This window comes from Dyella sp. GSA-30, assembly GCF_027924605.1.
Taxonomy (GTDB): Bacteria; Pseudomonadota; Gammaproteobacteria; order Xanthomonadales; family Rhodanobacteraceae; genus GSA-30.
Map to the genome: position 1 here is coordinate 2,059,881 of NZ_AP027042.1, position 24,563 is coordinate 2,084,443.

The following is a 24,563-nucleotide window of genomic DNA, read 5'->3' on the forward strand; positions in this document are numbered from 1 at the left end:
ATTTAAGCCTGCCGCAGGACGGCGGGATGATGTTCGGCCAGTTGCACGATCAGTTCGCCGAACAAGGTGTTAGCCCAGGCGAACCATGCACGGGTGAAGTTGCCGGGGTCGTCCTGGTCGAAACTTTCGTGCATGAAGCCGGTGCCGGCGTGGGTGCTTTTCAGCCAGCCCACGCATTGCCCGATCTCGCTTTCGTCGGCGCTGGTCAGCGCGCGCATCATGATCGACATCGGCCAGATCATGCGCAGCCCTTCATGCGGTCCGCCGATGCCGGAGGCAGCCTTGCCTTCGAAGAAATACGGATTGCGCGCACTCCACACGGCCGCGCGTGTGCGCTGGTACCGGGCGTCGTCGCGCTTGCAGCTTTCCAGATACGGCAGGGCGAGCAGGCTCGGTACGTTGGCGTCGTCCATGAACAGCTGATTGCCGTAACCGTCGACCTCGTAAGCCCAGCAATCGCCCTGTTCGCCACGGATCACGCCATAGGTTTCCACCGCGTGTTGTATTTCATCGGCCAAGGCTTCGCATTCGCCGGCAGTGTCATGGTCGTTGCGTAGCGCGCGCAACATCTCGGCCATCCGATGCAGCGTCGTGACTGCGAACAGGTTGCCGGGGATATTGAACGGATACAGGCAGGCGTCGTCCGACGGCCGGAACATGGCGTGGATCATGCCCACCAGTTTGGTGGGGTTGCCATAGCCGTGCAGGAACTGCGTCTCGGTCGGATTGGGAGATGTGCGCTGGAACTGATAAGGGCCGTTGCCCTGCTTGCGCTGCTGTTCCTTGAACGTCGCCAGCACCTTGCGCATCGACGCGTGCCAGTCGTCGTCGAACGGCGTAAGGTCGCCGGTCGCCTGCCAATAGCCGTGCGCAAGGCGCACCGGATAGCACAGCGAGTCGATTTCCCATTTGCGCTCGGCGACGCCGGGACGCATGTCGGTGACGTCGTGCTGCGCCCAATCCAGGTTGCTCTTCGCTTGCGGGTCGGGCATGAAGGCATTGGCGTAGGGATCGATCGAGATGCATAGCGTATGGCGGTGGATCAAGCCGCGGAACAGACGCTGCAGGGCAGGGTCGTGTTTGGCCAGCTGCACATACGGCCAGACCTGCGCGGACGAGTCGCGCATCCACATCGCATCGATATCGCCGGTGACCACGAAGGTGTCGGGCTTGCCGCGCAGTGTGCCGACTTCCACCGTGGTATCGAGCGTGTTCGGAAAGCAGTTCTCGAACATCCAGGCCAGTTCGGGATCGCCGATGCGCGACTTGGTCCTGGCGATCAACTGCTCGACCGCCGGACTGGTGAACTTGCGCTTTGCCAGTGGCGGGCGATGGCTGGTGAACGTCTTGCCGCTCTTGGCGGTAAACGCGAATGCGTTACCGCCGAGCGTAGCCATCGCCGGGGCCAGCGCCATCCACTTCAGCAGATTGCGGCGCGATGTCATCATGGTTTGGTCTCCGCCGCCGCCGGCTGCACCGCATCCACCAGCGAGGTCAGCTTGAGTGCGGCCTGCAGGCTGGCAAGGTCGGCCTTGCTCTCGATCGCGATATCCACGTGCTCGCCGGGCAACAGATCGAAAGCGTTTTCCGATAGCTGCGCGTCGATGGCGCCCAGATCGACCCACACGGCACGGGCCAGTCGCTTGGTGCTGATACGCAATACATGGCCATCATCGAGCCACTCGGCTTGCAGCTCCGGCCGCGACGGCAAGGTCAAGCTTTTCGCCACACCGAAATAAAGCAGATGACGGGCAACCGGCTTGCCTTGTTCGAGCAGCTCGAACGAAGCGACCGTGCGCTTCGGATCGGCACCGTGCAGCCACTCCTTATCCGTCAGCGTGCCAGCCGGCGTGCTGCTCAATGCATCGGCTTTGATGGGCTTGGTGCTCTCATGCAGGAGCTTGCCGTCCATGTCATACAGGCGTGTGCGCAGTTGCGCGGCAAATGGCTCCGTGCGATCGGAGACGACAAAGACATTTGTCGTACCGTCGCGGCGGATTGGCACCACATCGACCGGTGCATAGAAACGCTTGGCGTGAAACTGAAGGGCCTTCCAGCGGCCGTAGTAGTCGACGCTCGACCAGGACGGGCCCGGCCACACATCGTTGAGCTGCCAGTAGAGCGACCCCATGCTCTGCGGACGCGCGCTGCGCAGATGTTCGGCGGCCAGTTCGATGCCTTCGGCCTGCATCACCTGGCTCAGGTAGACGAACGAAGCGAAATCCTTCGGCTCGCCGTAGTTGTCGCGGATATACAGCAAGGCGCGGTCGTTGCCGTTGCCGTTGGCAAACTTCTGGTGCGCACGCATTACCGTTGAATTCGGCGAGCGATCCTCCGGCTGGGTGAAGCTGTCGATCGTCGCCATCACCGGGAATGACTGCAGGCCGTATTCGGACTGGAAACGCGGCGTGGTCTCCAGGTATTTCTCGATCGGCTTGGAACCCGACCACACGTCCCAGTAGTGGTAATCGCCATCGGTCAGGACGTTGGCGGGGCCCTCGTAATCGGTGCTGGGCGAGCTGGCCCAGTAGGGCACTTCCGGCGCGAGCTTGTTGGCTACGCTGCGCAGGGTGTGGCCAAAGAGTTCCTTCATGCCTTGCTCGACCTTGGCGCGCTCGTCGGCGGAGATCGACTGGCGGAACGTCTCGCGATCGGGCCAGGATTCCCAGCCGGTCTGCACCTCGTTGTTGCCGCACCAGAGCACGATGCTGGGATGATCGCGCAAACGCAGCACCTGCTCGGTCGCCTCCACTTCGGTGTTCTTGCGGAAGGCTTCGTCATACGGCGGCACGGCACCACCAAACATGAAGTCCTGCCAGATCATGATGCCGAGCCGGTCGGCCATGTCGTAGAACGCATCGCTCTGGTAGTAGCCGCCGCCCCACATGCGCAGCATGTTCATGTTGGCGTCGCGGGCGGAGGTGAGGATCTGTCGCAGGCGTTCGGGCGTGGTGCGCTCGGGAAAGCTGTCGTAGGGAATCAGGTCGGCGCCCTTGGCGAAGATCGGCACGCCGTTGACCACAAAAGCGAAGCTGCGCCCCCATTGGTCGTGTTCGCGTCGTAGTTCGACGGTGCGCAGACCGGTATCGCGATCGGCGCTCGCCACGACCGCATCGCCGGCGGTGACGTCGACATGGAAGTGATAGAGGTTCTGTGCACCATAGCCGGCCGGCCACCAGCGTTGCGGGTGAGCAATGCTGAGCGGAAGCTCGATCTGATTGTCGCCGGCGGTCAGCGTGACTGCCTGGTTGATGTCGCCATGGCTGCCATCAGGCGCGGTCCAGCTCAGCTTGACCTGTGCATTGCCGGCCTTGTCCGATTGCAGCTTAAGCTCGCCCTGCAGTTGCGCCGTGGCCTCATCGACGTGCGGTTGCGCGATATGGAAATCGGCCAGGCGTACATCGTCCCAGCTCTCCAACTTTACCGGCTGCCAGATGCCCAAGGTGACAAAGCGCGGGCCCCAATCCCAGCCGTACTGGTAGTTGGCTTTGCGTACGTAGTTGGAGGTCTGTTTGCCCTTGGGTTCGTCGCCGAAGCTGGAGTCGAACTCGCCGGGCAGGGCATAGGGCTGCTTGAGCAGCCATGGCAGCAGGCGCGCGATCGGCGAATGCAACTGCACCAGCAAGGTGTTCTTGCCGGGATGCAGTCCTTTCCTGGCCGAGATGCGCCAGCGGCGAAACATATTGTCGGCAGCCAGTACATGCTTGCCGTTGAGCGATACGTCGGCAAAGGTATCGAGGCCTTCGAAAACAAGATCGACATGGCCGCGTTTCAAGGTGGCGGCATCGACGTCGAAGGACAACCGATAGTCCCAGTCGGTCAGGCCGATCCATTGCAGGCTGGCTTCGTTGTCACGATAGAACGGATCACCGATCTGGCCGGTGGCCAGCAGGTCGGTCTGTACGCTGCCGGGTACCTTGGCCGCTTGCCATTGCGTCTGCGCGGCATGCTGTGCGGCTTGTGGCGAATGCTCGGCGAGCCGTAGCTGCCAGCCCGTATCGAGGGGGCGCGATGTCGCCGACGCGGCGAGCGCGCTGCCGCACGCTGTGATCCACAGGGCGGCCGAGAGGCCGAGGGAGAGACGTGTCATGGATGACAAGGCGTAGCGCTCCGCAGCAAGCTTTGGGATGTTCGTTATCGCATGACCCTGCCCGGGCGCCAAGCGCCCGGGCAGTGGCCGGTTACAGCTTCAGACCCAGGTTCAACGTATACGTACGGCCGTTCTTGTACGCATTCAGCGGTTCGCTCGGCGTGTTGTTGTAGACGAAATAGGTTTCGTCCAGCAGGTTGGTGCCATCGAGCGAGATGCGCATATGGTCGTTGATCTGGTAACCGATCGATGCGTCTAGCTCGCGGAAGATGCCGGTGATCTGCGCCGACTGCAGCTGCGCGATCTGGGTGAAGTACGACGAGCGCCAGCTATAGGTCACGCGCGCGCTCCACGGGCCCTGCTCGAAGTACGGCGTCAGATTGAACGAGTTCTTCGAGTTGTACGGCAGCGGGAAGCTGTTGCTGGTGTCCGCATCGGAGTAGGTGTAGTTGGCCAGCATGCCGAAGCCGTAACCGAAGTTGCCCTGGTAGGTCAGTGACAGGCCCTTGACCTTGGCGACGCCGGCGTTGACCGGAATCTCCATCGAGTACACCGAATCCTGCAACTCGGTCAGATTGAAATGCGTCTGCTCGACGTTGGTGTTGAGGATGTAGCCGGAAATGCGGCGGAAGAAGAACTCCGCCGACAGCAGGCTGTTATCGGTGAAGTACCACTCGGCGGTCGCGTCGTAGTTGGTCGACTTGTACGGCTTGAGGTCGGTGTTGCCACCCGAGCCGGTCAGCGTGCGATCGTCCAGCGCAATGTACGGCGTCATTTCCTGGAAGCGCGGGCGGGCGATCGTCTTGGCTGCCGCAAAGCGCAGGGTCAGGTCGTCGCGCAGGTCGTAGGCGATGTTGAACGACGGCAGCCAGTCGTTATAGCTGCTGTGCTTGTCCAGCGGCGCGTACTGGTTGTCGCCGATGCTCTGGTAACCGGTGACTGCATCGCGGGTATGGAAGTAACGCACGCCCAGGTTGCCGCGGTAGTTGTCCCCACCGAAATCGCCCTGCACATAGAACGCGCGGTTCTGCTCGGCGATGCTGTAGGTGGCTTTCGGATCCATCGGTGCGCTGGTGTACAGGCTCTGCACGTAGTTCTTCAGGGCACCCTGATTAATCTGCGTCCAGTTGCTCATGCTCTGGGTGGCATTGAGCCCATCCAGATAGCCGCTGGGCGTCATGCCGCCGGCCAGGTCGGCCAGCGATACGCCGCTGCCATCGGGCGAGGGGATCAATGCCGCATAGCCGGTCTGGCCGTTGTAGTGGTTGCTCGACTTGATGCCGAACTCGATTTCGTTGAGCGGCCCCAGCGCCAGGTCGTGATTGAAATCGGCCTGGAAGTAGCGCTCGCGATCGAAGCTGGGCGCATAGCTGAAGCCGGCGCCGTGCGCGAGCATCTGGCTCGGATCGTTCGGGCTGTTGAAGTTGATCTGCGGATGCTGGCCGGCGAGGTTCCAGTCGTAACCGCCGAAGCCCTGGAACTGCACGTTGTAGATGCCTTGCGAACCGCCGGTCGAACCGGTGTAGCCGATCTGGCTCGATGCGTTCCAGCCGTCACCGTGCCAGTCCGCGCGCAACTGCGCGGTGCCGGTGTTCACCTTGGAGTAGCGCTCGTAGCCATCGAGGTAGGTCGGCGCGCCGGCACCGTACGAACCGCTGGTGGCCAGGCCGTTGTTGACGTTGAGCGAGGTGGCATCGGGTGCGCTGCCGGACCAGTCGCCGTAGTGGCTCTGGTTGAAGTTGTTGAACTTCTCGGTGACGTACAGGCCGGTGAAGTTCAGCTCGAAGTTCTGGTTCGGCTTCCACTGGATACCGGTCGACACGCCGTCGCGCTTGCGTTCCTGCTCGAACAGCGCTGTGTTGATCGCGGTCGGATACACGGCGGTGGTGCCCGGAGGAACCACGGTCGGCGAGAACTGATGATTCGGATCGGTATCGGTCGGATCGCCCGCGCGCTGATAGCCGAAAATTTCCGTGCCTTCGCGATGGATGATGCGGTCCGAATGCATCACCGAGCCGAGCACGCCGAACGTGTTGTCGTCGTTCTTCCAGCTGTAGAGCACCGAAGCGTTTGGCTTGCCGGTGCTGGCGCGATCGTTGTAGTTGTAGCTCACCGTGCCGGTCAGGGTATTGGCCTTGAGATCCAGCGGACGGCGCGTGTTGATAATGACCGTGCCGCCGATGCTGCCTTCGTCGATGCGCGCCTGCGGGGTCTTGTAGACCTCGGCGGTGCCGATGATTTCCGAGGTGAGCAGGCTGTAGTCGAACGAGCGGCTGTCCGGGTTGTTCGGATCGGAGGTCCAGTTGGTCGAGGCCAGCGTCTGACCATTGAGCAGCAGGCGGTTCAGCGCCGGGTCGGTGCCCAGGATGCTGACCTTGTCGCCTTCGCCGAAGTTGCGGTCCACGCTGATGCCGGGCAGGTGCGACAACGATTCGGCGACGTTGGTGTCGGGGAACTTGCCCACGTCTTCGGCCGAGATCGCATCGATGATCGAATCGGAGTTGCGCTTGAGGTCCAGCGACTTCTGCAGGCTGGCGCGGATACCGGTGACGGTCACGCCTTCGAGCTGGGTGGCCTTGTTCTGGTCGGCAGCCTGCGGCTGATTGTTGGCGGCCGGCTGGCTGCCGTTGGTGTTGCTCTTGCTCTGGGGCTGGCTGTTAGTGCCGGCATCCTGGGCCATCGCGGCGGTGCTGAAAAGCAACGCGGCGGCAATACCCATCGAAAGAGCGCTCTTACGGTAATTCACGCCGACCTCCCTACAAAGACGTGCGTAAAACTGACTGATCGGAGGACGGCGAGCCGGGGGCGCACGCATCCTTGTTTTTTTGCGACAAAGCGAACCCGCACTGCCTTGCGGCGGTGGCGTCGTTCATCACGGTTTTTTTTGAGTCGCATCCCGCGAAGCGGATTGGGGCTCCCCAATTCAACGTGTCTTGCCTATGTCCGCAGCGCGATTGGGGTGGGGGAGCGCCGGCGCGGGCATGGGCAAGACACCGCGGTGATCCAAAGCCGCGACCGGCAGACAAAAGGTATCTACCGACGGCGCAATTCTTGAGGGCCGCCGACAACGTTGTCAATAAAAATTTCACTCGATCTAAAAATTAGATCGATGGTCCAAGGCATTGATTCTGTGAATGAAAAATCAGAGCCTTGTTTTTGCGCCGCAATAAAAATCGACCATTTTTGGATCGATTCAAGTGCCGATTGGGATAAGGCCTGACGCAACGCTTGAAGGGCCGCGCCGTCGATCGCTTGTTGCTGTGCGGCTTTGCCGCTTTATGAACGAGATCGACCCGGGTCGCTTCATCGCCGCAGGCCTGATTGCTGCAGTGCGTCGAAATACGATGGCCCTGGGGATATGAAGTACACCAACGCCCCTATCTGTTGATCGGAGCGTTGGTGATTCTGGTATCGAACTAGACGTTCGCGAACACCGGGTTGTCGGCGAGGTTGACGCGTTCGCTGCCCGGGTTCGCATGGCTCTTTGCCTGCAAACGGGTGATTTCCCAGACGACCTTGATGAACGCCGCGCTAGCAAGAACGCATATGGCGCGATAGGTGACCAGCCAGAACTGCAGACTCATGACGTCTTCGATGTTGGTCCCCTGGGTCAGCCGACCGGTGATGTAGCCGCCGAAGCTGTAGAGCAGAAACAACGTCCACCAGACAACAATCAAGGCGGGCTTGCTGTTGTCGTCCCAATCATGGGGTTTCTCGCTGGCCAGAAAAATCTGCCGCATGGCCCTGAAGGGCCGGACCAGGTTGGCAAAGGGTACCGCGTACCAGCCCACCGCCCAGCCAGGACTGTCGTCCAGATCGTCTGCGCCCAGCGCGCGTACGTTGCATGCAACGCGATAGATCCACATGCCGCCGCCGACGTAGCTGACCAGCAGGCAAAGCAGGATCAAGCCGTTGGTGACCACTAGCAACTTGTCGCCGGATGCCAGCGAAGAACGCGCGTCCACACCGGCAGTGGCACCATCCCGTACCAGACCGAGCAAGTGGTGCTCATAGATCAACACCGCGGCGTTCATGAGCAGCGCGGCGATATGCGCGCCCACGGTGATATAGGTGCCCAGCGCCAGCCCTTGAGCCGGTCGAAAAAAGTATTTGCCGCTCGTGGTCCTGTTGAGCAACTCGCTGCCTTGCAGCGCACTCTCGGGCGCGCTGTACGGATTTTCCGTCTGCATGTTCGACATCCCCCTGTCGTTCCCCCGCCAGCGGGCGCTGGCCTGCCGATCATGCGCAGCGAAACGTGGCAAGACAAGTCCGGTCAGGCGTTTCGCAATACCTTGCCGTAGGCGTGCACTTCGTCCACCAGCACCTTCACATGCTCCGGATCGACTTCCGGCGTGATGCCGTGGCCAAGGTTGAACACGTGGCCGGGGTGGTTGCCGTAGCTGTCGAGCACGGCGCGCGCTTCGCGGCGGATGGTCTCCGGATTGGAGCGCAATACCGACGGGTCGAGGTTGCCTTGCAGCGCGACTTTGCTGGCGACGGCCTGGCGTGCATCGGCCAGATCGATCGTCCAGTCCACACCGAGCGCGGTGCAGCCGGTATCGGCCATGGTCGACAGGTGGTGGCCGGCGCCCTTCGAGAACAGGATAATCGGCAAGTCACGAGCCGAGGCATCCGCCTTCAATGCGTCGACAACCTGCGCCATGTAACGCAACGAGAACTCACGGAACGGAGCCGGGCCAAGCAGGCCGCCCCAGGTATCGAAAATCATCAGCGCCTGCGCGCCTGCGGCCGCCTGTGCCGACAAGTACGCGGCGACCGACTGGGCCAAGGTGTCGAGCAGTTTGTGCGCCAGTTGAGGCTCGTTCCAGCACATCCCCTTCAGCCTGGCGAAATCGCGCGAGCCTTCGCCTTCGACCATGTAGCAAGCAAGCGTCCACGGGCTGCCGGAGAAGCCGATCAGCGGAACCCGGCCATGCAGTTCGCGGCGGATCAGGCTGACCGCATCCATGACATAGCGCAGCTCGCTGGCCATGTCCGGTACGCCCAGCTTGTCGATATCGGCCTTGCTGCGCACGGGATGCGCAAACTGCGGGCCCTCGCCGGTAGCGAAGGAAAGACCCAGGCCCATCGCGTCGGGAATGGTCAGGATGTCGGAGAACAGAATGGCCGCATCCAGCTCGAAGCGCTCGAGCGGCTGCAAGGTTACCTCGCAAGCCAGTTCGGGATTTTGCGCCAGGGCCATGAAGCTGCCGGCGCGCGCGCGGGTGGCGCGGTATTCGGGCAGATAGCGGCCAGCCTGGCGCATGACCCAGATCGGTGTGGTATCGGTGGGCTCGCGGCGCAGCGCCCGCAGGAAGCGGTCGTTCTTCAATGCATCGGTCATATCAACGTCCGTAGGGGCCTTCTTGTCCCTGGCTGAACATCACGCGGTAACCGCGCTTGAGTTGCGCGTCGCGTGCTTTTTCGAAGGCGACGATGGCTTCGTCGCGTTCGAGATATTGCTCGCGCTTGAGCGTGGCGCGGCCACCCTGGGTGCCGGTCTCGCGATAAAGCGTCCAGCCGCCAAGCAGATCCTGCTCCAGCACGATCTGGACATAGCGTGGGGCCTCGGCGGTGCCGGGCACGGTTTGCATATAGATGCGCATGGGGCCGAGAGTTTAGCTGGTTGTGCGGCGTGCTGTGCCGTTCAACCGGGACAGGCCTCGGTCAACACAGCTAGAACCTGGGCTTCGTCCACGCCACTGACGATCTCCGCCTGCCCGATGCCGCGCCAGAGAATCAACCGCAGAGTGCCGGCGAGGTTTTTCTTGTCCAGCCGCATCAGGCCCAGCAGCACATCGGGCTGCATGCCCGGCGGGATCACGGTCGGCAGGCCGGTGCGTTCGAGCAGGGTCTGCAATCTCGCGGTATCGGCCGCTTCGCTCAAGCCCAGCCGCTCGGACAACCGCGCGGCCAGCACCATGCCGACCGCCACGCCTTCGCCGTGCAACAACGTGGTGTAGTTGCCGGCCGTTTCCAGCGCATGGCCGAACGTGTGGCCGAGATTGAGCAGGGCGCGTTCGCCCTGTTCGGTTTCATCCCGCGCGACGACGCCGGCTTTGTAGACCACCTTGCGGGCGATCGCGTCGATCAGTGTTGCTGTGTCGCGCACGGACAGCGCATCGGCATGCTGTTCGAGCCAGCCGAAGAACTCGGGATCGCCGATCGCGGCACCCTTGATCACTTCGGCCAGACCGGCGCGGTACTCGCGATCGGGCAGGGTGGTCAGCGTGTCGGTGTCGGCGATGACGGCGCGTGGCTGGTGGAACGCGCCAATCAGGTTCTTGCCGGCGGGCAGGTTGACGCCGGTCTTGCCGCCGACCGAAGAGTCGACCATCGCCAGCAAGGTGGTCGGCATCTGGATAAAGTCGATACCACGCATCCAGCAGGCAGCCGTAAAGCCGGCCAGGTCGCCGACCACGCCTCCGCCCAGCGCAATGACGCAGGCATCGCGGGTCGCACCCAGATGCGCCAGCGCTTCGAGTGCACGGCCCACATTGGCAAAGCTCTTGTGCGCTTCGCCGTCGTCAAGCAGGAACGACGACCATTGCAGGCCATCCAGTCCCTTTGCGATGCGTTCGAGGTAGAGCGGCGCGACCGTGGAATTGCTGATCACCAGCGCATGGCGCCCACGCAAGCGGGCACGCCAATAAGCGGTGTCGTCGAGCTGCCCGGGTCCGATGGACACGGTGTAGCTGCGGTCGCCCAGGGTGACGTCGATGCGGCGAAGAAGGGAGGAGAGACTCATACGTCGGTTGTCTTCAAGGTGCCGGTATCGGCATGGTGGTGCGGAGCCTGTCGCTGCCAGGCCTGGTCGATCAGGCCGATGCTGCGCTCGCTCGCCGCGGGCACGCCTTCGAACTCGCCGGGGATGGCCAGGTCGGCGACTTCCCGATAAAAATCGACGCGTGCGAGCGACATGTTTTCCAGCCGCTCGCGGCGGTCGACGCCGGCCAGCAACGGACGCTTGGTGTCGCGTGCAAGGCGTTCGAGCTGTTGTTCGACGCTGGCCTGCAGCCAGATCACAAAACCGCGCTCGCGCAAATGCCGCCGGTTGTCGGCGGCCAATACGGCGCCTCCACCGGTAGCCAGCAAGACGCCCTGTCGTTGGCTGCATTCGTCCAGCAAGGTCGATTCGCGCTGACGAAAGCCCGCCTCGCCCTCGATTTCGAACACGGTACTCACGGGCACCCCGCAGTGGTGCTCGATCTCCTGATCCAGATCGATAAAGTGCAGCCCATAATGCGCAGCCAGACGTCGACCGATCGACGTCTTGCCGGCGCCGGTCGGACCGACGATAAAGAGATTGCACGAGGGATTCATAGGTGAACTTTAGCAGCGAACGCGTCCTGCTCGCCGGCTGCGGCGATTTGGGCCAGCGCGTAGCCCAGCGGCTTATCGATCGCGGTGCGTCCGTATGGGCCCTGCGCCGCCATCCACCCGCGTGGAAGGGGGCGCTTCGATGGCTGCGGGGCGATTTGTCCGACCCGGCCAGCCTGGCTAGCCTGCCTGCCGGTATCACCCGCATCGTGTTTCTGCCGGCGCCCGACGCGCGCGACGAAGCGGCGTATCGTGCGGTATTCGTCGAGGGCTTGCGGAATCTGCTTGGTGCGCTGGATCTGGCCGTGTGCCGGCGTGTGGTCTTTGTTTCTTCCAGTGCCGTCTATGGCGAGCACGATGGTGCGTGGATCGGCGAGACCACGCCGCCTGATCCGTTGAGCTTCAACGGTCGCGTGTTGCTGGAAGCCGAGCGATGGCTCGCCGATCAGGCGTTGTCATCGGTCGTGCTGCGCCTTGCCGGCATCTATGGGCCGGGGCGCATGCAGTTGATCGAACGCTTGCGCAGCGGTCAGGTACGCGTGCCGCGCGACGTGCCGCATTGGGCCAATCGCATCCATGTCGACGATGCAGCCGATGCGATCATGCATCTGCTTATGCTCGCTGAGGTCTTGCCGCTCTACGTGGGCGCGGATGACACACCGCTGCCGTTGGATGTGCTCTATGACTTTCTTGCGCGGCAGGTGGGTGTTCCGGTGCCCGCGACAGGGCCCGCACCGGCGGGTGTCGGCAGCAAGCGTTTGAGTAATGCGCGGTTGCGGGAAAGTGGTTTTGTTCCTCGGTGGGGCGATGCTCGGGAAGGTTATGCGGCGTTGCTTCAAGAGCCCCCCTCACCCCAACCCTCTCCCCCGGCATAGCCAGGGGAGAGGGGCCTGACTGAGGCAAGCTTTGCTCCCTCTCCCCTGGCTATGCCGGGGGAGAGGGTTGGGGTGAGGGGGAACAAGAGGCGATGCGAAGCGAGCCCGCCGCCGTATAGGATGCGCAAGACATCCCACGGAGCGTTCGTCCATGCCTCAGCGTATCCAGCCCCACCTGGTCAGCACCAGCAACGAAATTCCCGGTTTTCGCATCGTCCGCCCGGTCGGCATCGTGCGTGGCATCACCGTGCGTTCGCGCAGCGTCATCGGCAACCTCGGCGCCGCGCTGCAGACCCTGGTCGGCGGCAACATCACCATCTATACCGAGCTTTGCGAAAAAGCTCGCGAAGAAGCCTTCGAGCTGATGCTGCAGCATGCCGCCGAGCACGGCGCCAACGCGGTGATCGCGATGCGCTACGACGCCAACGATGTCGCCGAGGGCGTCACCGAAGTGCTCGCCTATGGCACGGCGGTATGGGTCGAACCGGTCGCCGGATAACTCTTAGTTGTGCGTAATGCCGGTGACGTGCCGGTGGTTGTCGTACTCCACCGCGCTATCGGCAAGCGACGGCAGGGTAGCCAGGGCATGGCGGCTCAGGCGTTCGTAGTGGGCGAGAAAGCGCACCATCGCCTTGGCGTCCATGGCCAGTGGAGCATGGCGGGCCAGCAGTTCTTCTTCCTGCTGGCTGCGCCATTGCCGCACGATGTCCCAGTTCGGTGCCTGCAGCACGATCAATGCGTCGAGCTTGCGCCACAACGGCTGGTAGCCGCGTAGCTGCTTGTTGACCCAGTGACGCCAGACGCAGTCGGGATCTTCATCGCGTTCGAGCGCGTTGATCGGCGGTTCGAGTGCTGACTGCAACTGCGGTCGAATACCCAGCGCCCAGCCTTCGAGGATGATCAGCCTGGGTGGACGGGTCACCTTGGGCCAGCGTGACGGTGGCAGGCGGGTATCGCGACCCTTGTCGAACCGCGGATAGCTGACCGGCAGTTTGTCCGAGGCATGCGGCAGGGCTGCCAGCACCGACATCAACAGCTCGATCTCGTGGGTGCCCGGCACGCCGCGGGTGCGCAGCAACGGGTGAATCTGATGGGCGAGCACCTCGCGCTCACTGCGCGAGTAGTAGAAGTCATCCAGCGAAAGGACCTCGGTCGGCCAGCCGCGTGCCTCGGCCTGGGCTTTCATTTCCCGGGCCAGGGTGCTCTTGCCGCTGCCTTGCAGGCCGGACAGGCCCAGCAGGTAGGGACGCCTGGCACGCGCGATGCGCCCGGCGTATTGATCGAGCAGGTGTTCGGCCAGGGCCGAATTCTGCATGCTAGCATCGATATTCATGCGCGCCATGATGGCGCGAGACGGCCACGAATCAAGAGTTTCCAGTCCTTATAACGTCATGCTGAATCAAGAAATTCTAGCTACCTTCCTACAACTGCTCGACGAGGCCAAGACGGCCGGCGAGCGTGAACCCACCGCCATGACCCTGGCCACCGTCGACGGCGACGGTCGCGCCAGTTCGCGAATCGTACTGCTGAAAGGCGCCGATGAGCGCGGCTTTCGCTTTTTCACCAACTATGACAGCGACAAGGGCCAGCAACTGGCGGCTCATCCGCAGGTTGCGCTTTGCTTTCACTGGAAACGATTGCGCGACGGCGTGCAGGTGCGTGTCGAAGGTGTGACGCGCAAGCTGCAGGCTCCCGAATCGGACGCCTACTTTGCTACCCGTGCACGACAAAGCCAGATCGGCGCCTGGGCCTCGCTGCAGTCGCAGACCCTGCCTGAGCGGGCGACGTTCGAGCAGCGCGTGGCGCACTACGAGAAAGAGTTCGAGGGCCGCGACGTAACGCGCCCTCCACACTGGGGCGGGTATGTGGTTGAACCCGACATGGTCGAGTTCTGGTACGGCGCCGAGTTCCGCCTGCACGAGCGCGTGCGTTGGAACCGCCATGGCCAGACCTGGACCCACCGCCTGCTTTATCCCTGAGCCATCCGCCATGACCGCACGCGCCAAGCCAGCCGATCACGTCGCCCAGCAAGGCTTCACGGTCCATAGCCGTGGCCGTGGTTTTGTCGAGATCAGCGACGAGGTTGGCGACGTCGTCAGTGCCTCGGGCGTGCAGACCGGCATCGTCAATGTCTTCGTGCAGCACACCAGCTGTTCCTTGCTGATCAGCGAAAACGCCGACCCGGCCGTGCGTGACGATCTGGAGCGCTGGTTTGCACGTGCGGTGCCCGACGGTGACCCGTTGTTCCAACACGACGCCGAAGGTCCGGACGACATGCCCTCGCATGTGCGCGCCATCCTCACCGGTGTCACCCTCACCGTGCCGGTTCATGGTGGCAAGTTGGCCTTGGGTACCTGGCAGGGCATCTATCTGTGGGAGCATCGGCGTGACGCGCATCAGCGGAAGGTGATGGTGACGGTGCTTGGGCATTGAGCGGGCTACGCGTGTTCACGGTCGGGTGGCTCAAGCAGGCCACCATTTTTCGCACAATGAAAATTCATGAGTTGGCGATCTTCGTGCTGGCATGGTGTCTGCTCGGATGTTCTCCTGAATCAGGGAAAAGAGATTCCGTGCCGCCGATGTTTCGAATGAGCGTTGCGCCGAACGACGCCTTGGCTCGATTTGATCTCGTGCTGGAATCTGAAGACCCGCACCCTCTTTGTTTGTCCGCTGAACAATGGCCTGACCAATGGGGAGAGCTCGGTGGTTGGACCGGGCAGGCGAAGGTCATCATGCATAACACGGTATCGCCGTCCAAATTTAAGAACTTTGGTTACTGCCCCTCTAACTGCACGAGGTGGACGATCACTCGGGAGCAGCCATTGCACGGATTTATTGCCTACGACCAATTCGCATCGAGCGAGCCGTTAGCCACGGTGGTCGACAAGCGATTGTTTTTCGAGGTGCAGCCTTATGTCTGCCCTAAAGCTTCCCGCTTCTGAAATGCCCGCCGGACTTGTGCGAAAGTAGGAAGTCCCTCCACGCCCAGCCGGTTCATTGTGTCCGACGCCTTCCCTAGTCGCATCGTCTGCCTCACCGAAGAGCCCACCGAAGTCCTCTACGCCCTTGGCGAAGAACACCGCATTGCGGGTATCTCCGGTTTCACCGTGCGGCCACCCCGTGCGCGCAAGGAGAAGCCGAAGGTCTCGGCGTTTACCAGCGCAAAGATCGGTGAAATTCTCAAACTCGAACCGGACCTGGTGATCGGTTTTTCCGATATCCAGGCCGACATCGCGCGTGACCTGATCAAGGCCGGCATCGAGGTCTGGATCAGCAACCATCGCAGCGTGGAGGGCATCCTTGCCTATATCCGGCGCTTGGGAGCGATGGTGGGCGCGGCGGAGAAGGCCGATGCGTATGCGCGCAAGGCCGAGCAGCATATCGCCGAGATCGAGGCCAAGGCCGCTTTATTGCCGCGTCGTCCCAAGGTGTATTTCGAGGAATGGGACGAACCGCTGATTACCGGTATCCGCTGGGTGGCCGAGCTGGTGCGTATTGCCGGTGGCGACGATGTGTTTCCGCATCAGGCCGGCGAATCGCTGGCCAAGCATCGCATCCTGGAAAACCCGGATGTGGTGATCGAGCAGGCGCCGGACATCATCCTGGGCTCATGGTGCGGCAAGCGTTTCCGGCCCGAGCGTGTCGCGGCCCGCACCGGTTGGGAGGCGATTCCCGCCGTGCGCGATGGCGAGCTGCATGAAATCAAATCGCCGCTCATCCTGCAGCCTGGACCCGCCGCATTGTTCGACGGGCTGGACGCGATTCATGCCGTGATCAGCGGCTGGGCGTCACGCAGGGCTTGATCTCGTCGGCGATCTGCTGGGCTTGCCAGGTCTCCGGGGCGAAATGCGCGACCAGCGGCTTTTCGCCAGAGCGGGAGGCGTCCTGAGTCCAGGTCAGTTCGCCGCCGGCAATCCCCAGGGCCTCGGCGACCCGTAGCAGCGACGCCGGGGCGCTCTTGGCTGGTGAGCCTTTGGGAGCGCGTTTGCCTTTCTTGGCGACCGGCGCGGGGCCGGTCATGGCCTGACTGACGGTAAATGTGTAAGGGGCTTGGCCACGGCTGCCGTAAGCGCCCACCGAGATCAGCGCCGGCGCTTGTTGCGAACCGGCCGAAAGATGCGCGCTGGGCTTCTTCGATGCCGCCGTGTTCGGACCCTCGTAGACGTCCAGGTCGAAATTGAGCCGTGCGGTGCTCATTAGTTGCAAATGCATGGAAAGGGCACCGCCCTGACCGGGCGCGCAGGTAATGGCGAGCTTTGCGGTTCGCTCGGTGCCGTCGGGCGTCCGCAGCGTTCCGTCGACAACCACTTGCGGCGTATCTGCCGAACTGTCTACCGCCGGCGCGCCGGCAAGCATGCCCGTGAACACCATCCATGCTATGGCGAACATCAAAACGACCTCTTGAGGATTGTCAGCCGACCGAGCCGATGCCCAGGGCGAGCTGCATACCGTAACCGGTTAGCGGCGCGACCACCAGCAGGCGCAGCAGGACCAGCACGATCATGACCACCCAGGGGCCGAAATCCAGCCCGGCGGCCACCAGTTTGCCCCTCACCGGGCGCAGTATCGGCTCGACCAGGCTGCTCATCAGGCGCAGGACCGGGTGGTAGCGATCGACCTGGAACATGCTCATCAGCGACCACACGAAAATCAGCACCAGGTAGAACACCAGGATGAAGTCGAGCAGGTCGGCAAACGACAACAGCAACAGCCCGGCGATACCGGGCATGCGGCCGAGCAGCACGAAGATCAGCAGGCGCTTGAGCAGCATCAGTAGCCAGGCGATCAGCACCGCCGCGGTATTGATCCGCCGCCAGTTGGGGATGATCCGCCGGATCGGCGACAGGATCGGATTGGTGTAGCGGTAGATGAACTGGCTGAGCGGGTTGTTGAAGTCCGCCCGGCTCGCTTCGGCCAGCAGGCGCAGCACGATCAGGGTAGCCGCCGCGCTGAAAACCACTTCAAGCAGAAAAGAGAACGCACTGATCAGGTAGCTCATGCGCCCATCTCCTTGTCCAGGGCGGTGGCCATTTCCTCGCCACGACGGGTGGCGGCGGCCACGGCGCGAGCGGTGATGCGCGCCAGGCCGTCGGCGGCGAAGCTCTCCAGCGCGGCCTGGGTGGTGCCATTAGGAGAGGTGACGCGCTGGCGCAATACCCCAGGGTCCTCGCCACTTTCGACCATCATGCGGCCGGCGCCAAGGCAGGTCTGCGCGGCCAGGGCGCGGGCGGTTTCGCGCGGCATGCCCTGGGCGACCGCGGCGTCTTCCAATGCCTCGACCAGGGCAAAGAAATAGGCCGGACCGGAGCCGGAGACCGCGGTGACGGTATCCATCAGGCGTTCGTCGTCGATCCAGCGGGTCTGGCCAACGGCGTCGAGTATGTGTTGAGCCTGCGCGCGCTGGGGTGGGCTGACCCGCTGGTTGGCGTACAGGCCGGTCGCGCCGGCGCCGATCAGGGCGGGCGTATTGGGCATGCAACGCACGATCGGCAGGCCATGGCCAAACCAGCGTTCGAGCTGGTCCACGCGCACGCCGGCAGCGATCGAAATCAGCAGGGGGCGGTGGCGTTGCAGGGTGTCGCGCAGCTCGGTATGCAGGCTGGGCATGATTTGCGGCTTGACCGCCAGCAGCAGCACCTCGGCTTCGGCAGCGGCCAGGCGATTTTCCGCAAAGCAGGCCACCCCGAATTCGCGCCCCAGTTCCTGACGCACGTCGGCACGGGGTTCGGCCACGCTGATGGAGGAACTGGCGATGCCCGTCTTGAGCAGGCCGCCGATCAGGCTGCGGGCCATGTTGCCGCCGCCGATAAATGCAATTCGTGTCATGCCGCTTCCTTACCTGTAGAACCTGCTTACCTTAGCGCACCGGGGGTGGCCGCGGTCATCGTCGCGTCATCGCTTATCTGGTCTAGTTGCGCACCTTTCATCAACCGTAGTTCGCACTTTGGACATAGGCCCGCCGATAAGGCTGGTGGCGCGGGCCTTGGCACGAGTAGTATCGGGTCCGCTGCACGGGGGGAACCTGCGGTCCGGGCCGGGTGCGCAAGCGCCTAACGCGTCCAGGTGCGCCCTCGGTAGCCAAAAGATAAGAACATCCGGACTTAAGGGTTTTAGGGGGAACCGATGGATATCGCCGAACTACTTGCCTTCTCGGTGAAGAACAAGGCATCGGACTTGCACCTGTCCGCCGGCCTGCCGCCGATGATCCGTGTGGACGGCGACGTGCGCCGCATCAATATTCCGGCGCTGGAGCACAAGCAGGTCCATTCGCTGATCTACGACATCATGTCGGACAAGCAGCGCCGCGACTACGAAGAATTCTTCGAGTGCGACTTCTCGTTCGAAATCCCCGGCCTGGCGCGCTTCCGCGTCAACGCGTTCAACCAGAACCGTGGTGCCGGTGCGGTGTTCCGTACCATTCCTTCCGAGGTGCTGACCCTGGAAGACCTGGCTGCGCCGCGCATCTTCCGCGAACTGATCGAGCAGCCGCAGGGCCTGATCCTGGTGACCGGCCCGACCGGCTCGGGCAAGTCGACCACGCTGGCGGCGATGGTCGATCACATCAACAAGAACGAATACGGCCATATCCTCACCGTCGAGGATCCGATCGAATTCGTGCACACCTCGCAGAAGTGCCTGGTCAACCAGCGCGAAGTGCATCGCGATACGCACGGCTTCAACGAGGCATTGCGTTCGGCGCTGCGCGAAGATCCCGACTTCATCCTGGTCGGCGAGTTGCGCGACCTGGAAACCATCCGACTGGCGCTGACCGCTGCCGAAACCGGCCACTTGGTGTTCGGCACGCTGCATACCAGTTCGGCCGCCAAGACCATCGACCGCATCATCGACGTGTTCCCCGCCGGCGAAAAACCGATGGTCCGCTCGATGCTGTCCGAGTCGCTACGCGCGGTTATCTCGCAGACGCTGATGAAGAAAGTGGGCGGCGGTCGTATCGCGGCTCACGAGATCATGGTCGGTATTCCGGCGATCCGTAACCTGATCCGCGAGGACAAGGTCGCGCAGATGTATTCGTCGATCCAGACCGGCCAGCAATACGGCATGCAGACGCTCGACCAGAACCTGCTCGACCTGGTCAAGCGCGGTCTGGTCACGCGTCAGGCGGCCGGTAGCTACGCGAAGAACAAAGAGCAGTTTAAATGAGCTGTGACTCGGGAGTTCAGCCATGAGCGATTTCGACTTCACCTCGTTCCTGAAACTGATGGTCCACAAGAAGGCCTCGGACCTTTTCATCACGGCCGGCATTGCGCCGTCGATGAAGGTGCAGGGGCGCGTGGTGCCGATCACCCAGAGCCCGCTGTCGGCGCAGCAGTCGCGCGACATGGTGCTCAACGTGATGACGCCTTCGCAGCGCGAGGAGTTCGAAAAGACTCACGAGTGCCAGTTTGCGATCTCGGCGCAGGGCGTAGGCCGCTTCCGCGTCTCGTGCTTCTACCAGCGCAATTGCGTCGGCATGGTGCTGCGCCGGATCGAATCGAAGATTCCGACCATCGAAGAGCTGACCCTGCCGCCGGTGATCAAGCAGCTGGCGATGACCAAGCGCGGCATCATCATCTTCGTCGGCGGTACCGGTACCGGTAAGTCGACCTCGCTCGCCTCGATGATCGGCTACCGCAACCAGAACTCCACCGGCCACATCATCACCATCGAAGACCCGATCGAATACGTGCACAAGCACGAGGGCTGCATCATCACGCAGCGCGAGATCGGCATCGATACGGACAACTGGGAAAACGCGCTGAAGAACACGCTGCGCCAGGCGCCCGACGTGATCATGATCGGCGAAGTGCGTACGCGTGAAACCATGGAATACGCGATCAACTTCTCCGAAACCGGTCACCTGTGCCTGTGCACGCTGCATGCGAACAACGCCAACCAGGCACTGGACCGCATCCTGCACTTCTTCGCCGAGGATCGCCGCCAGCAGTTGTTCATGGACTTGTCCCTGAACCTCAAGGGCATCGTCGCGCAGCAGCTGATCCCGACACCGGACGGCAAGGCGCGTCGCGTGGCGGTGGAAGTCATGCTGGGTACGCCGCTGGTGCAGGATTACATCCGTCAGGGCGAGATCCACAAGCTCAAGGAAGTGATGAAGGAATCGACCAACCTGGGCATGAAGACCTTCGACCAGAGCCTGGTCGAGCTCTATCACGCCGGTGAGATCTCCTACGAAGACGCTCTGCGTCACGCCGACAGCTCCAACGAAGTGCGCCTGCGCATCAAGCTCGCGCAGGGCGGCGATGCACATACCCTGTCGCAGGGTCTCGATGGCGTGGAGCTGGAAGAGACACGCGACAGCCAGAACTTCGGTGGTGGCTTGTACCAGCGCTGAGCTGCCGGGTTTCAACGACAGGTAGCGTTGGACTCCTCATAAGGGCGATTCGGGTCGAATCGCTCAGGGGCTTTGTAGTCCAATCCGCAGAGGTGTCCTTCGCTCGTCTTGAGTTGCAAGCGGGCACCGATCTGGTCGTTTGTCAGCATGATATTTCCGCTGTCTGCGACGGTACTTACCAGCTTGCCGGATATGTCCAGGACGGCGCTCCCCTGTGGTGCGGGCCGACCGTCCGCCATGGATGCGGTCAAGATCAGTTGACGGACCTGGGACGCATCTACGGTTCGGCGGATAACACTGCCGCGCGCAGGGGAGAGCTCTACGGTGCTGCTGGCGACGCGATACGTTATGGGAATGCTTTTGCCATCGACATATGCCGTTTGTGTTTGATAAGGCGACAACTGGGGAATGAGGCTGTATCCATGCTTGTTGGTCACCGTTGCGCCGCCCGGGCCGCGGAGGCGCAGGCCGGCAAGTTCCGGGAAACGCATAACGGCAAACGTATCCGTCAATGGTGAGGGGGAGAAAAGTAGATTCCGGTCGGCCAATACCATGCCGCCGGACGCATGGATACTTCCAGATCGCGACGATCGACCGACAGAGAAGCTTGCACTGGATCGGGCGAAACGATTGTTGAGCGATGTATAGGCTCCCAGCCGTGTGCTACCAGCGTTGTCTTGCGTGGCTTGAAAGCGATAGCTACCTCGGCTATCCGGGAGCGCATTCGAATAGCTGGCGGTGACACTACGATAGTTTCCGCTGGCTTGCGCGCTGTGTTGCCATCGAGCGGTTCCCAACGGGATGTCGACATTCAAGAATAGCGTTTGCCAACGGTTTCCATCGTGTTGAGCCGTTAGATTCCAAGTGGACGACTTCATCTTCCAGCTTGCTGTGAACGCGTGGCGGACGGGAGCAAGCCACGCGGTGGCCTGGTTCAGCGATAACGAATAGCTATAGGTACCCCATCCGGGCGAGAACCACGCGAGCGAAGATGTCATTGCGCGTTGCGACGATGAAGGAATGGCGCGCTGAGCGCTTACCCCAGGCAGTCGCCATAAACCTTGTTCGGGCGTTGCAAAGCGCCGCGAACGCACGAGCACGGATGTATTTGCCACTATCTGCGGTGTAAGAGCCCAGGACCCATTGGCCGATAGTTCGACGCCTGCGCCAAACGACGGTGTCTTGGACGCGCGGAGGTTTACTCCCGCACTGCGGCCTTTGTCGGGGTGGCTGGTATTCACGGAAATAGCGGCCGAACGATAACCTTCAGACCAGAGCAGGCCAAGCGATCCACTGGTGCGGGGAGTAAGCGGTGTACCCCGTTCCATGGTGAGGACCATCGGCGCGTGACGATCGCTGCCGCCGGCTCGGTAATCGGGCATATATCTACCCGCGCCGAACTGAAACGAAGCCACTTGCGTCACATACGCAGCGCCAGGCGGTACAGGGATGCTCAGTAATTGCCGATGTCCGCTCTCCTCGGTGATCGCGACCTCCATGTCGATGCCTGGAACAACGCCCGGTATGGATGAAAGTGAGAAGGGTCCGGGAGGCACGACGGTGCGATACCTTAGTTGTCCATGCTGGCGAATTTCGACAATGGCCTGCGTTTGCACTACACCTGTCGCTACCGCGGATGAGGCGCCTTGCTGAGATTGAGCGGTATCCGATGCGATCTGTACGCCCGTGAGGGGAAGACCACCCCATGAGAAGGTGCTACTGGTAAAGCGCCCTGCCTGAAAAATTGCGGATAGGGGTTCGATGGCTTTGGCGATGTACGCGCCTTCGTTCCAATAGCGACTTGTCCCCTGATAACGCGAATAGTAGGCCTTGGCGCGCAGGGTCCACCCGCTTACGTTGATGCCCGGCTCAAGTCGGGCATCAAAATAGTTCCAGTGGTGAGAGCGGTATTTGGACTGCGTTGCTTGAACATCGTAGTTAAGTAGAACCGCCTGTCCGCCGCGATCGAAACCATCGTGGTTTGGCGGCAATGCCGTGTCGGCTACCAGCAGCTCGATAGACGAGCGGGATGGATCCAGTGTCAGTTGGAGATGTTGCGAGGGCCTGCCGGGCGTCAGACAACCGGCAGGCATGTGTTCGCCGCGTATGCGTAGTTGCGTCCATAGGCGGTCGTCAAAACAAGGAAAGCCTTCCTCATTGAAGCTCAACTCCAAACTTTGAGGAGGTAGGCCATTAACACTTACCAAGACCGGCTGCACGCCGGGAAGGAAATGTGGTTTGTCGCGAAAATAAGTGGCTATTTCGTCGGGAAATCCGCGTGCGCGAAGGAGGTCCGCATCGAAATCGACCGGGCCGCCATGGGGAGCCGCGCAGCATGGTTTTGTTGCGAGGCAGGTCGAAAGCAGTGCGGTCGAAAAAACAACTCGAGATATCTTGATCGACATGTGACTCCGTTCATCATGGCGATGGATTAATTTGATGGTGGTGCGTGACCAGCTTTTTTTCTACACGCGGATATTGACTTATAGGCCTTGCTTAATGGTCAGCGTCAAATGGCCCTTCAATGGTGTGCCGTCCGGAGGCAGTCCCGCCATTTCACTTTCTGTTGCAAGCCTGGGGTTTACTTCAAGGTCTACTTTGAACTGCCGACCACTAGCTGGTAGGTTTCCATTGTCCAAGCGCATCCAGGTGCTGTGCGCCCCTTTTCTGAGAAGAGCAGTCGCGCTACCTTGGGGAGCAACGGTGTAAGTGGAAAAGAGCGCATCTTGACCGTCGACGGCAGGATTTTTTGCTGTAACTGTATAGGAGCCCAATTTCCCGGTGCTATTTACATTCCCAAGTCCGAAATTCCGATCGCCTAGCTCTGACGAGCTGGCGCTCTCAAGATCCGCCGTTGTGAGTGTGACGTAAGTTAATATGTCGCATGCCACCGTCCATGTGGCAGTCTGAGATTGAAGAGGGGTGGTTTGGTTTTTTCTAACGAGTGAAGACGAGATAGTGCCAAGGTCGTAAGTTCCACCATTTGATACATCTACGGAGCATTTGCCAGAGTCTCCAAAGACGCCAATGACATTAAGATCGGCGACTTGAGCATGAGATTCGAAGGCTGTCGCAATCAAGGCGGTTAAAGCTAGTATTTTTTTGTTCACGATGAAACCTCGCTGAGTTTGAATGACGTTGTTCGATGCGCTGCATTTGCGTTGGTGATCGCGCTGATCAAGCGTGACCGGCATCGGTCAGTCGCTGCCGATGTTTTTGACAGTGATGGTTATGGGTGTGAGTACGGATCCTCGTCTATTCATAGGGGTGATACGTATACGTTCTGGTTTGTCTGACAAGCGATGGCTTGTGACCTCTCCTGGCATGAGATAAGGCAGCTTCAAGGGGATGTCCGCGGCTTGAGGTTGAGTCTGTAGGCTGGGCAGTAGACGTACGACGTGTTTGCCTGTGTTTCGTATTTCGAGCCTGCCATCCTCATGGCGGACGGTTAGATCTCGCCAGGGCTCGTCCGTCGTCGCAATGGATTTCGGATAGATCATCAGCGGTATGATCTGTTTTATATTGATTGTCGCGGCGCTTTGTTTTTTAACGGGTATGGCCTCGAACGAGGCTTCCAGCATGTGTTCTTCCTGCAGCGCTTCGCCTTCTCGAAGCACGTAATGGATAAGCTGACTCTGACGCGGCTCGATGCGCGTTATGGGCGGGGTGACAAGAAGACGATCGGCGATGTCGTCTTCTTTCAAGTTTTTGACCTTGCTAATAACAAGAATGGGATCGTCGCCGGTATTGGTGACGTTGAAGGCAGCCCTGCCTTCATCCTCGTAAAGGAGAACGCTGCCGGCTTCCAGGGCAAACGTTGCCGCGTGACCATTTGCGGTCACGAACAAAAAGAGTACGACGAACCTCTGTGCGAGGCTCAATGATGTTCGCCAATCCATGGCTTGTCTCCATTGAGAGTGCAGCTATG

At 61.5% G+C, this 24,563-nt stretch carries 23 protein-coding genes; 8 read left to right on the forward strand and 15 right to left on the reverse strand.

The window, feature by feature from the left end:
* Positions 1 to 2: 2 nt before the first annotated feature.
* The 8 genes from QMG46_RS09115 to QMG46_RS09150 form a co-directional block, all read right to left on the reverse strand.
* On the reverse strand, positions 3 to 1,445 hold the full coding sequence (locus tag QMG46_RS09115) for a glycoside hydrolase family 125 protein (protein WP_281852851.1): 1,443 nt from the start codon (positions 1,443 to 1,445) through the stop codon (positions 3 to 5).
* Positions 1,445 to 4,090 (reverse strand): beta-mannosidase, encoded by a 2,646-nt coding sequence (locus tag QMG46_RS09120; protein WP_281852194.1) that lies wholly within the window; start codon positions 4,088 to 4,090, stop codon positions 1,445 to 1,447. The genes QMG46_RS09115 and QMG46_RS09120 overlap by 1 nt, the downstream gene beginning before the upstream one ends.
* A gap of 91 nt (positions 4,091 to 4,181) precedes the next feature.
* Positions 4,182 to 6,836 (reverse strand): TonB-dependent receptor, encoded by a 2,655-nt coding sequence (locus QMG46_RS09125; RefSeq protein WP_281852195.1) that lies wholly within the window; start codon positions 6,834 to 6,836, stop codon positions 4,182 to 4,184.
* A gap of 670 nt (positions 6,837 to 7,506) precedes the next feature.
* A complete protein-coding gene (locus QMG46_RS09130) occupies positions 7,507 to 8,280 on the reverse strand; it encodes a DUF4328 domain-containing protein (protein WP_281852196.1) in 774 nt (257 codons plus the stop codon).
* Between the two features lie 83 nt (positions 8,281 to 8,363).
* Positions 8,364 to 9,434 carry a uroporphyrinogen decarboxylase gene (gene hemE, locus QMG46_RS09135; protein WP_281852197.1) on the reverse strand — a complete coding sequence of 357 codons (1,071 nt, stop codon included), beginning with the start codon at positions 9,432 to 9,434 and terminating at the stop codon, positions 8,364 to 8,366.
* Between the two features lies 1 nt (position 9,435).
* Positions 9,436 to 9,696 (reverse strand): WGR domain-containing protein, encoded by a 261-nt coding sequence (locus QMG46_RS09140; RefSeq protein ID WP_281852198.1) that lies wholly within the window; start codon positions 9,694 to 9,696, stop codon positions 9,436 to 9,438.
* A 41-nt stretch (positions 9,697 to 9,737) separates the two neighbouring features.
* On the reverse strand, positions 9,738 to 10,838 hold the full coding sequence (gene aroB / locus QMG46_RS09145; protein ID WP_281852199.1) for a 3-dehydroquinate synthase: 1,101 nt from the start codon (positions 10,836 to 10,838) through the stop codon (positions 9,738 to 9,740).
* Positions 10,835 to 11,413, reverse strand: a complete 579-nt coding sequence (locus QMG46_RS09150; protein WP_281852200.1) for a shikimate kinase — start codon at positions 11,411 to 11,413, stop codon at positions 10,835 to 10,837. The genes aroB and QMG46_RS09150 overlap by 4 nt, the downstream gene beginning before the upstream one ends.
* Positions 11,414 to 11,415: 2 nt before the next feature.
* Here QMG46_RS09150 and QMG46_RS09155 point away from each other — a divergent pair, with 2 nt between their 5' ends.
* Both QMG46_RS09155 and QMG46_RS09160 read left to right on the forward strand, forming a co-directional pair.
* Positions 11,416 to 12,285: an SDR family oxidoreductase gene (locus tag QMG46_RS09155; RefSeq protein WP_281852201.1), complete on the forward strand. Its 870-nt coding sequence runs from the start codon at positions 11,416 to 11,418 to the stop codon at positions 12,283 to 12,285.
* A 151-nt stretch (positions 12,286 to 12,436) separates the two neighbouring features.
* Positions 12,437 to 12,784, forward strand: coding sequence for a YbjQ family protein (locus QMG46_RS09160; RefSeq protein WP_281852202.1), 348 nt, complete (start codon positions 12,437 to 12,439; stop codon positions 12,782 to 12,784).
* A gap of 3 nt (positions 12,785 to 12,787) precedes the next feature.
* Here QMG46_RS09160 and QMG46_RS09165 read toward each other — a convergent pair whose 3' ends face one another.
* Positions 12,788 to 13,600 (reverse strand): kinase, encoded by an 813-nt coding sequence (locus QMG46_RS09165; protein ID WP_281852203.1) that lies wholly within the window; start codon positions 13,598 to 13,600, stop codon positions 12,788 to 12,790.
* Between the two features lie 76 nt (positions 13,601 to 13,676).
* Here QMG46_RS09165 and pdxH point away from each other — a divergent pair, with 76 nt between their 5' ends.
* The 4 genes from pdxH to QMG46_RS09185 are packed head-to-tail and all read left to right on the forward strand — an operon-like array spanning position 13,677 to position 16,088.
* Positions 13,677 to 14,264 carry a pyridoxamine 5'-phosphate oxidase gene (pdxH, locus tag QMG46_RS09170; protein ID WP_281852852.1) on the forward strand — a complete coding sequence of 196 codons (588 nt, stop codon included), beginning with the start codon at positions 13,677 to 13,679 and terminating at the stop codon, positions 14,262 to 14,264.
* Between the two features lie 10 nt (positions 14,265 to 14,274).
* Positions 14,275 to 14,718 (forward strand): secondary thiamine-phosphate synthase enzyme YjbQ, encoded by a 444-nt coding sequence (locus QMG46_RS09175; protein ID WP_281852204.1) that lies wholly within the window; start codon positions 14,275 to 14,277, stop codon positions 14,716 to 14,718.
* Positions 14,715 to 15,227 carry a hypothetical protein gene (locus QMG46_RS09180; RefSeq protein ID WP_281852205.1) on the forward strand — a complete coding sequence of 171 codons (513 nt, stop codon included), beginning with the start codon at positions 14,715 to 14,717 and terminating at the stop codon, positions 15,225 to 15,227. The genes QMG46_RS09175 and QMG46_RS09180 overlap by 4 nt, the downstream gene beginning before the upstream one ends.
* A gap of 57 nt (positions 15,228 to 15,284) precedes the next feature.
* Entirely contained in the window at positions 15,285 to 16,088 is an 804-nt protein-coding gene (locus QMG46_RS09185; RefSeq protein WP_281852206.1) for a cobalamin-binding protein, read from the forward strand.
* Here the strand turns inward: QMG46_RS09185 and QMG46_RS09190 are convergent.
* Genes QMG46_RS09190 through proC form a run of 3 tightly spaced genes read right to left on the reverse strand, consistent with a single transcriptional unit; the run spans position 16,060 to position 18,111 of the window.
* On the reverse strand, positions 16,060 to 16,674 hold the full coding sequence (locus QMG46_RS09190; RefSeq protein WP_281852207.1) for a hypothetical protein: 615 nt from the start codon (positions 16,672 to 16,674) through the stop codon (positions 16,060 to 16,062). The two genes, QMG46_RS09185 and QMG46_RS09190, sit on opposite strands and share 29 nt — an antisense overlap.
* A 22-nt stretch (positions 16,675 to 16,696) precedes the next feature.
* A complete protein-coding gene (locus QMG46_RS09195) occupies positions 16,697 to 17,284 on the reverse strand; it encodes a YggT family protein (protein WP_281852208.1) in 588 nt (195 codons plus the stop codon).
* The gene (gene proC, locus QMG46_RS09200; protein WP_281852209.1) at positions 17,281 to 18,111 is read right to left on the reverse strand and encodes a pyrroline-5-carboxylate reductase; all 831 of its coding nucleotides are present in this window, start codon (positions 18,109 to 18,111) and stop codon (positions 17,281 to 17,283) included. The genes QMG46_RS09195 and proC overlap by 4 nt, the downstream gene beginning before the upstream one ends.
* Before the next feature lie 297 nt (positions 18,112 to 18,408).
* Between proC and QMG46_RS09205 the strand changes: the two genes are divergently transcribed.
* Positions 18,409 to 19,446, forward strand: coding sequence for a type IV pilus twitching motility protein PilT (locus QMG46_RS09205; RefSeq protein ID WP_281852211.1), 1,038 nt, complete (start codon positions 18,409 to 18,411; stop codon positions 19,444 to 19,446).
* 22 nt (positions 19,447 to 19,468) lie between these two features.
* Complete coding sequence (locus QMG46_RS09210) at positions 19,469 to 20,635, forward strand: PilT/PilU family type 4a pilus ATPase (RefSeq protein WP_281852212.1); 1,167 nt, start codon at positions 19,469 to 19,471, stop codon at positions 20,633 to 20,635.
* Positions 20,636 to 20,646: 11 nt separating this feature from the next.
* Here QMG46_RS09210 and QMG46_RS09215 read toward each other — a convergent pair whose 3' ends face one another.
* The 3 genes from QMG46_RS09215 to QMG46_RS09225 all read right to left on the reverse strand — a co-directional run bounded on the left by QMG46_RS09215 (position 20,647) and on the right by QMG46_RS09225 (position 24,534).
* Complete coding sequence (locus tag QMG46_RS09215) at positions 20,647 to 23,040, reverse strand: fimbria/pilus outer membrane usher protein (RefSeq protein ID WP_281852213.1); 2,394 nt, start codon at positions 23,038 to 23,040, stop codon at positions 20,647 to 20,649.
* A 78-nt stretch (positions 23,041 to 23,118) separates the two neighbouring features.
* A complete protein-coding gene (locus QMG46_RS09220) occupies positions 23,119 to 23,829 on the reverse strand; it encodes a DUF1120 domain-containing protein (protein ID WP_281852214.1) in 711 nt (236 codons plus the stop codon).
* Between the two features lie 3 nt (positions 23,830 to 23,832).
* Positions 23,833 to 24,534, reverse strand: coding sequence for a fimbria/pilus chaperone family protein (locus tag QMG46_RS09225; RefSeq protein WP_281852215.1), 702 nt, complete (start codon positions 24,532 to 24,534; stop codon positions 23,833 to 23,835).
* Positions 24,535 to 24,563: the final 29 nt, after the last annotated feature.

Coding starts and splice junctions, on each gene's coding strand:
- QMG46_RS09190 (WP_281852207.1), bottom strand. CDS start 16,674: ATGTTCGCCATAGCATGGATGGTGTTCACGGGCATGCTTGCCGGCGCG.
- QMG46_RS09120 (WP_281852194.1), bottom strand. CDS start 4,090: ATGACACGTCTCTCCCTCGGCCTCTCGGCCGCCCTGTGGATCACAGCG.
- QMG46_RS09225 (WP_281852215.1), bottom strand. CDS start 24,534: ATGGATTGGCGAACATCATTGAGCCTCGCACAGAGGTTCGTCGTACTC.
- QMG46_RS09210 (WP_281852212.1), top strand. CDS start 19,469: ATGAGCGATTTCGACTTCACCTCGTTCCTGAAACTGATGGTCCACAAG.
- QMG46_RS09160 (WP_281852202.1), top strand. CDS start 12,437: ATGCCTCAGCGTATCCAGCCCCACCTGGTCAGCACCAGCAACGAAATT.
- QMG46_RS09220 (WP_281852214.1), bottom strand. CDS start 23,829: ATGCCGGTCACGCTTGATCAGCGCGATCACCAACGCAAATGCAGCGCA.
- QMG46_RS09175 (WP_281852204.1), top strand. CDS start 14,275: ATGACCGCACGCGCCAAGCCAGCCGATCACGTCGCCCAGCAAGGCTTC.
- QMG46_RS09115 (WP_281852851.1), bottom strand. CDS start 1,445: ATGACATCGCGCCGCAATCTGCTGAAGTGGATGGCGCTGGCCCCGGCG.
- hemE (WP_281852197.1), bottom strand. CDS start 9,434: ATGACCGATGCATTGAAGAACGACCGCTTCCTGCGGGCGCTGCGCCGC.
- proC (WP_281852209.1), bottom strand. CDS start 18,111: ATGACACGAATTGCATTTATCGGCGGCGGCAACATGGCCCGCAGCCTG.
- QMG46_RS09130 (WP_281852196.1), bottom strand. CDS start 8,280: ATGCAGACGGAAAATCCGTACAGCGCGCCCGAGAGTGCGCTGCAAGGC.
- QMG46_RS09140 (WP_281852198.1), bottom strand. CDS start 9,696: ATGCGCATCTATATGCAAACCGTGCCCGGCACCGCCGAGGCCCCACGC.
- QMG46_RS09205 (WP_281852211.1), top strand. CDS start 18,409: ATGGATATCGCCGAACTACTTGCCTTCTCGGTGAAGAACAAGGCATCG.
- QMG46_RS09195 (WP_281852208.1), bottom strand. CDS start 17,284: ATGAGCTACCTGATCAGTGCGTTCTCTTTTCTGCTTGAAGTGGTTTTC.
- QMG46_RS09215 (WP_281852213.1), bottom strand. CDS start 23,040: ATGTCGATCAAGATATCTCGAGTTGTTTTTTCGACCGCACTGCTTTCG.
- aroB (WP_281852199.1), bottom strand. CDS start 10,838: ATGAGTCTCTCCTCCCTTCTTCGCCGCATCGACGTCACCCTGGGCGAC.
- QMG46_RS09165 (WP_281852203.1), bottom strand. CDS start 13,600: ATGCAGAATTCGGCCCTGGCCGAACACCTGCTCGATCAATACGCCGGG.
- QMG46_RS09150 (WP_281852200.1), bottom strand. CDS start 11,413: ATGAATCCCTCGTGCAATCTCTTTATCGTCGGTCCGACCGGCGCCGGC.
- pdxH (WP_281852852.1), top strand. CDS start 13,677: ATGCTGAATCAAGAAATTCTAGCTACCTTCCTACAACTGCTCGACGAG.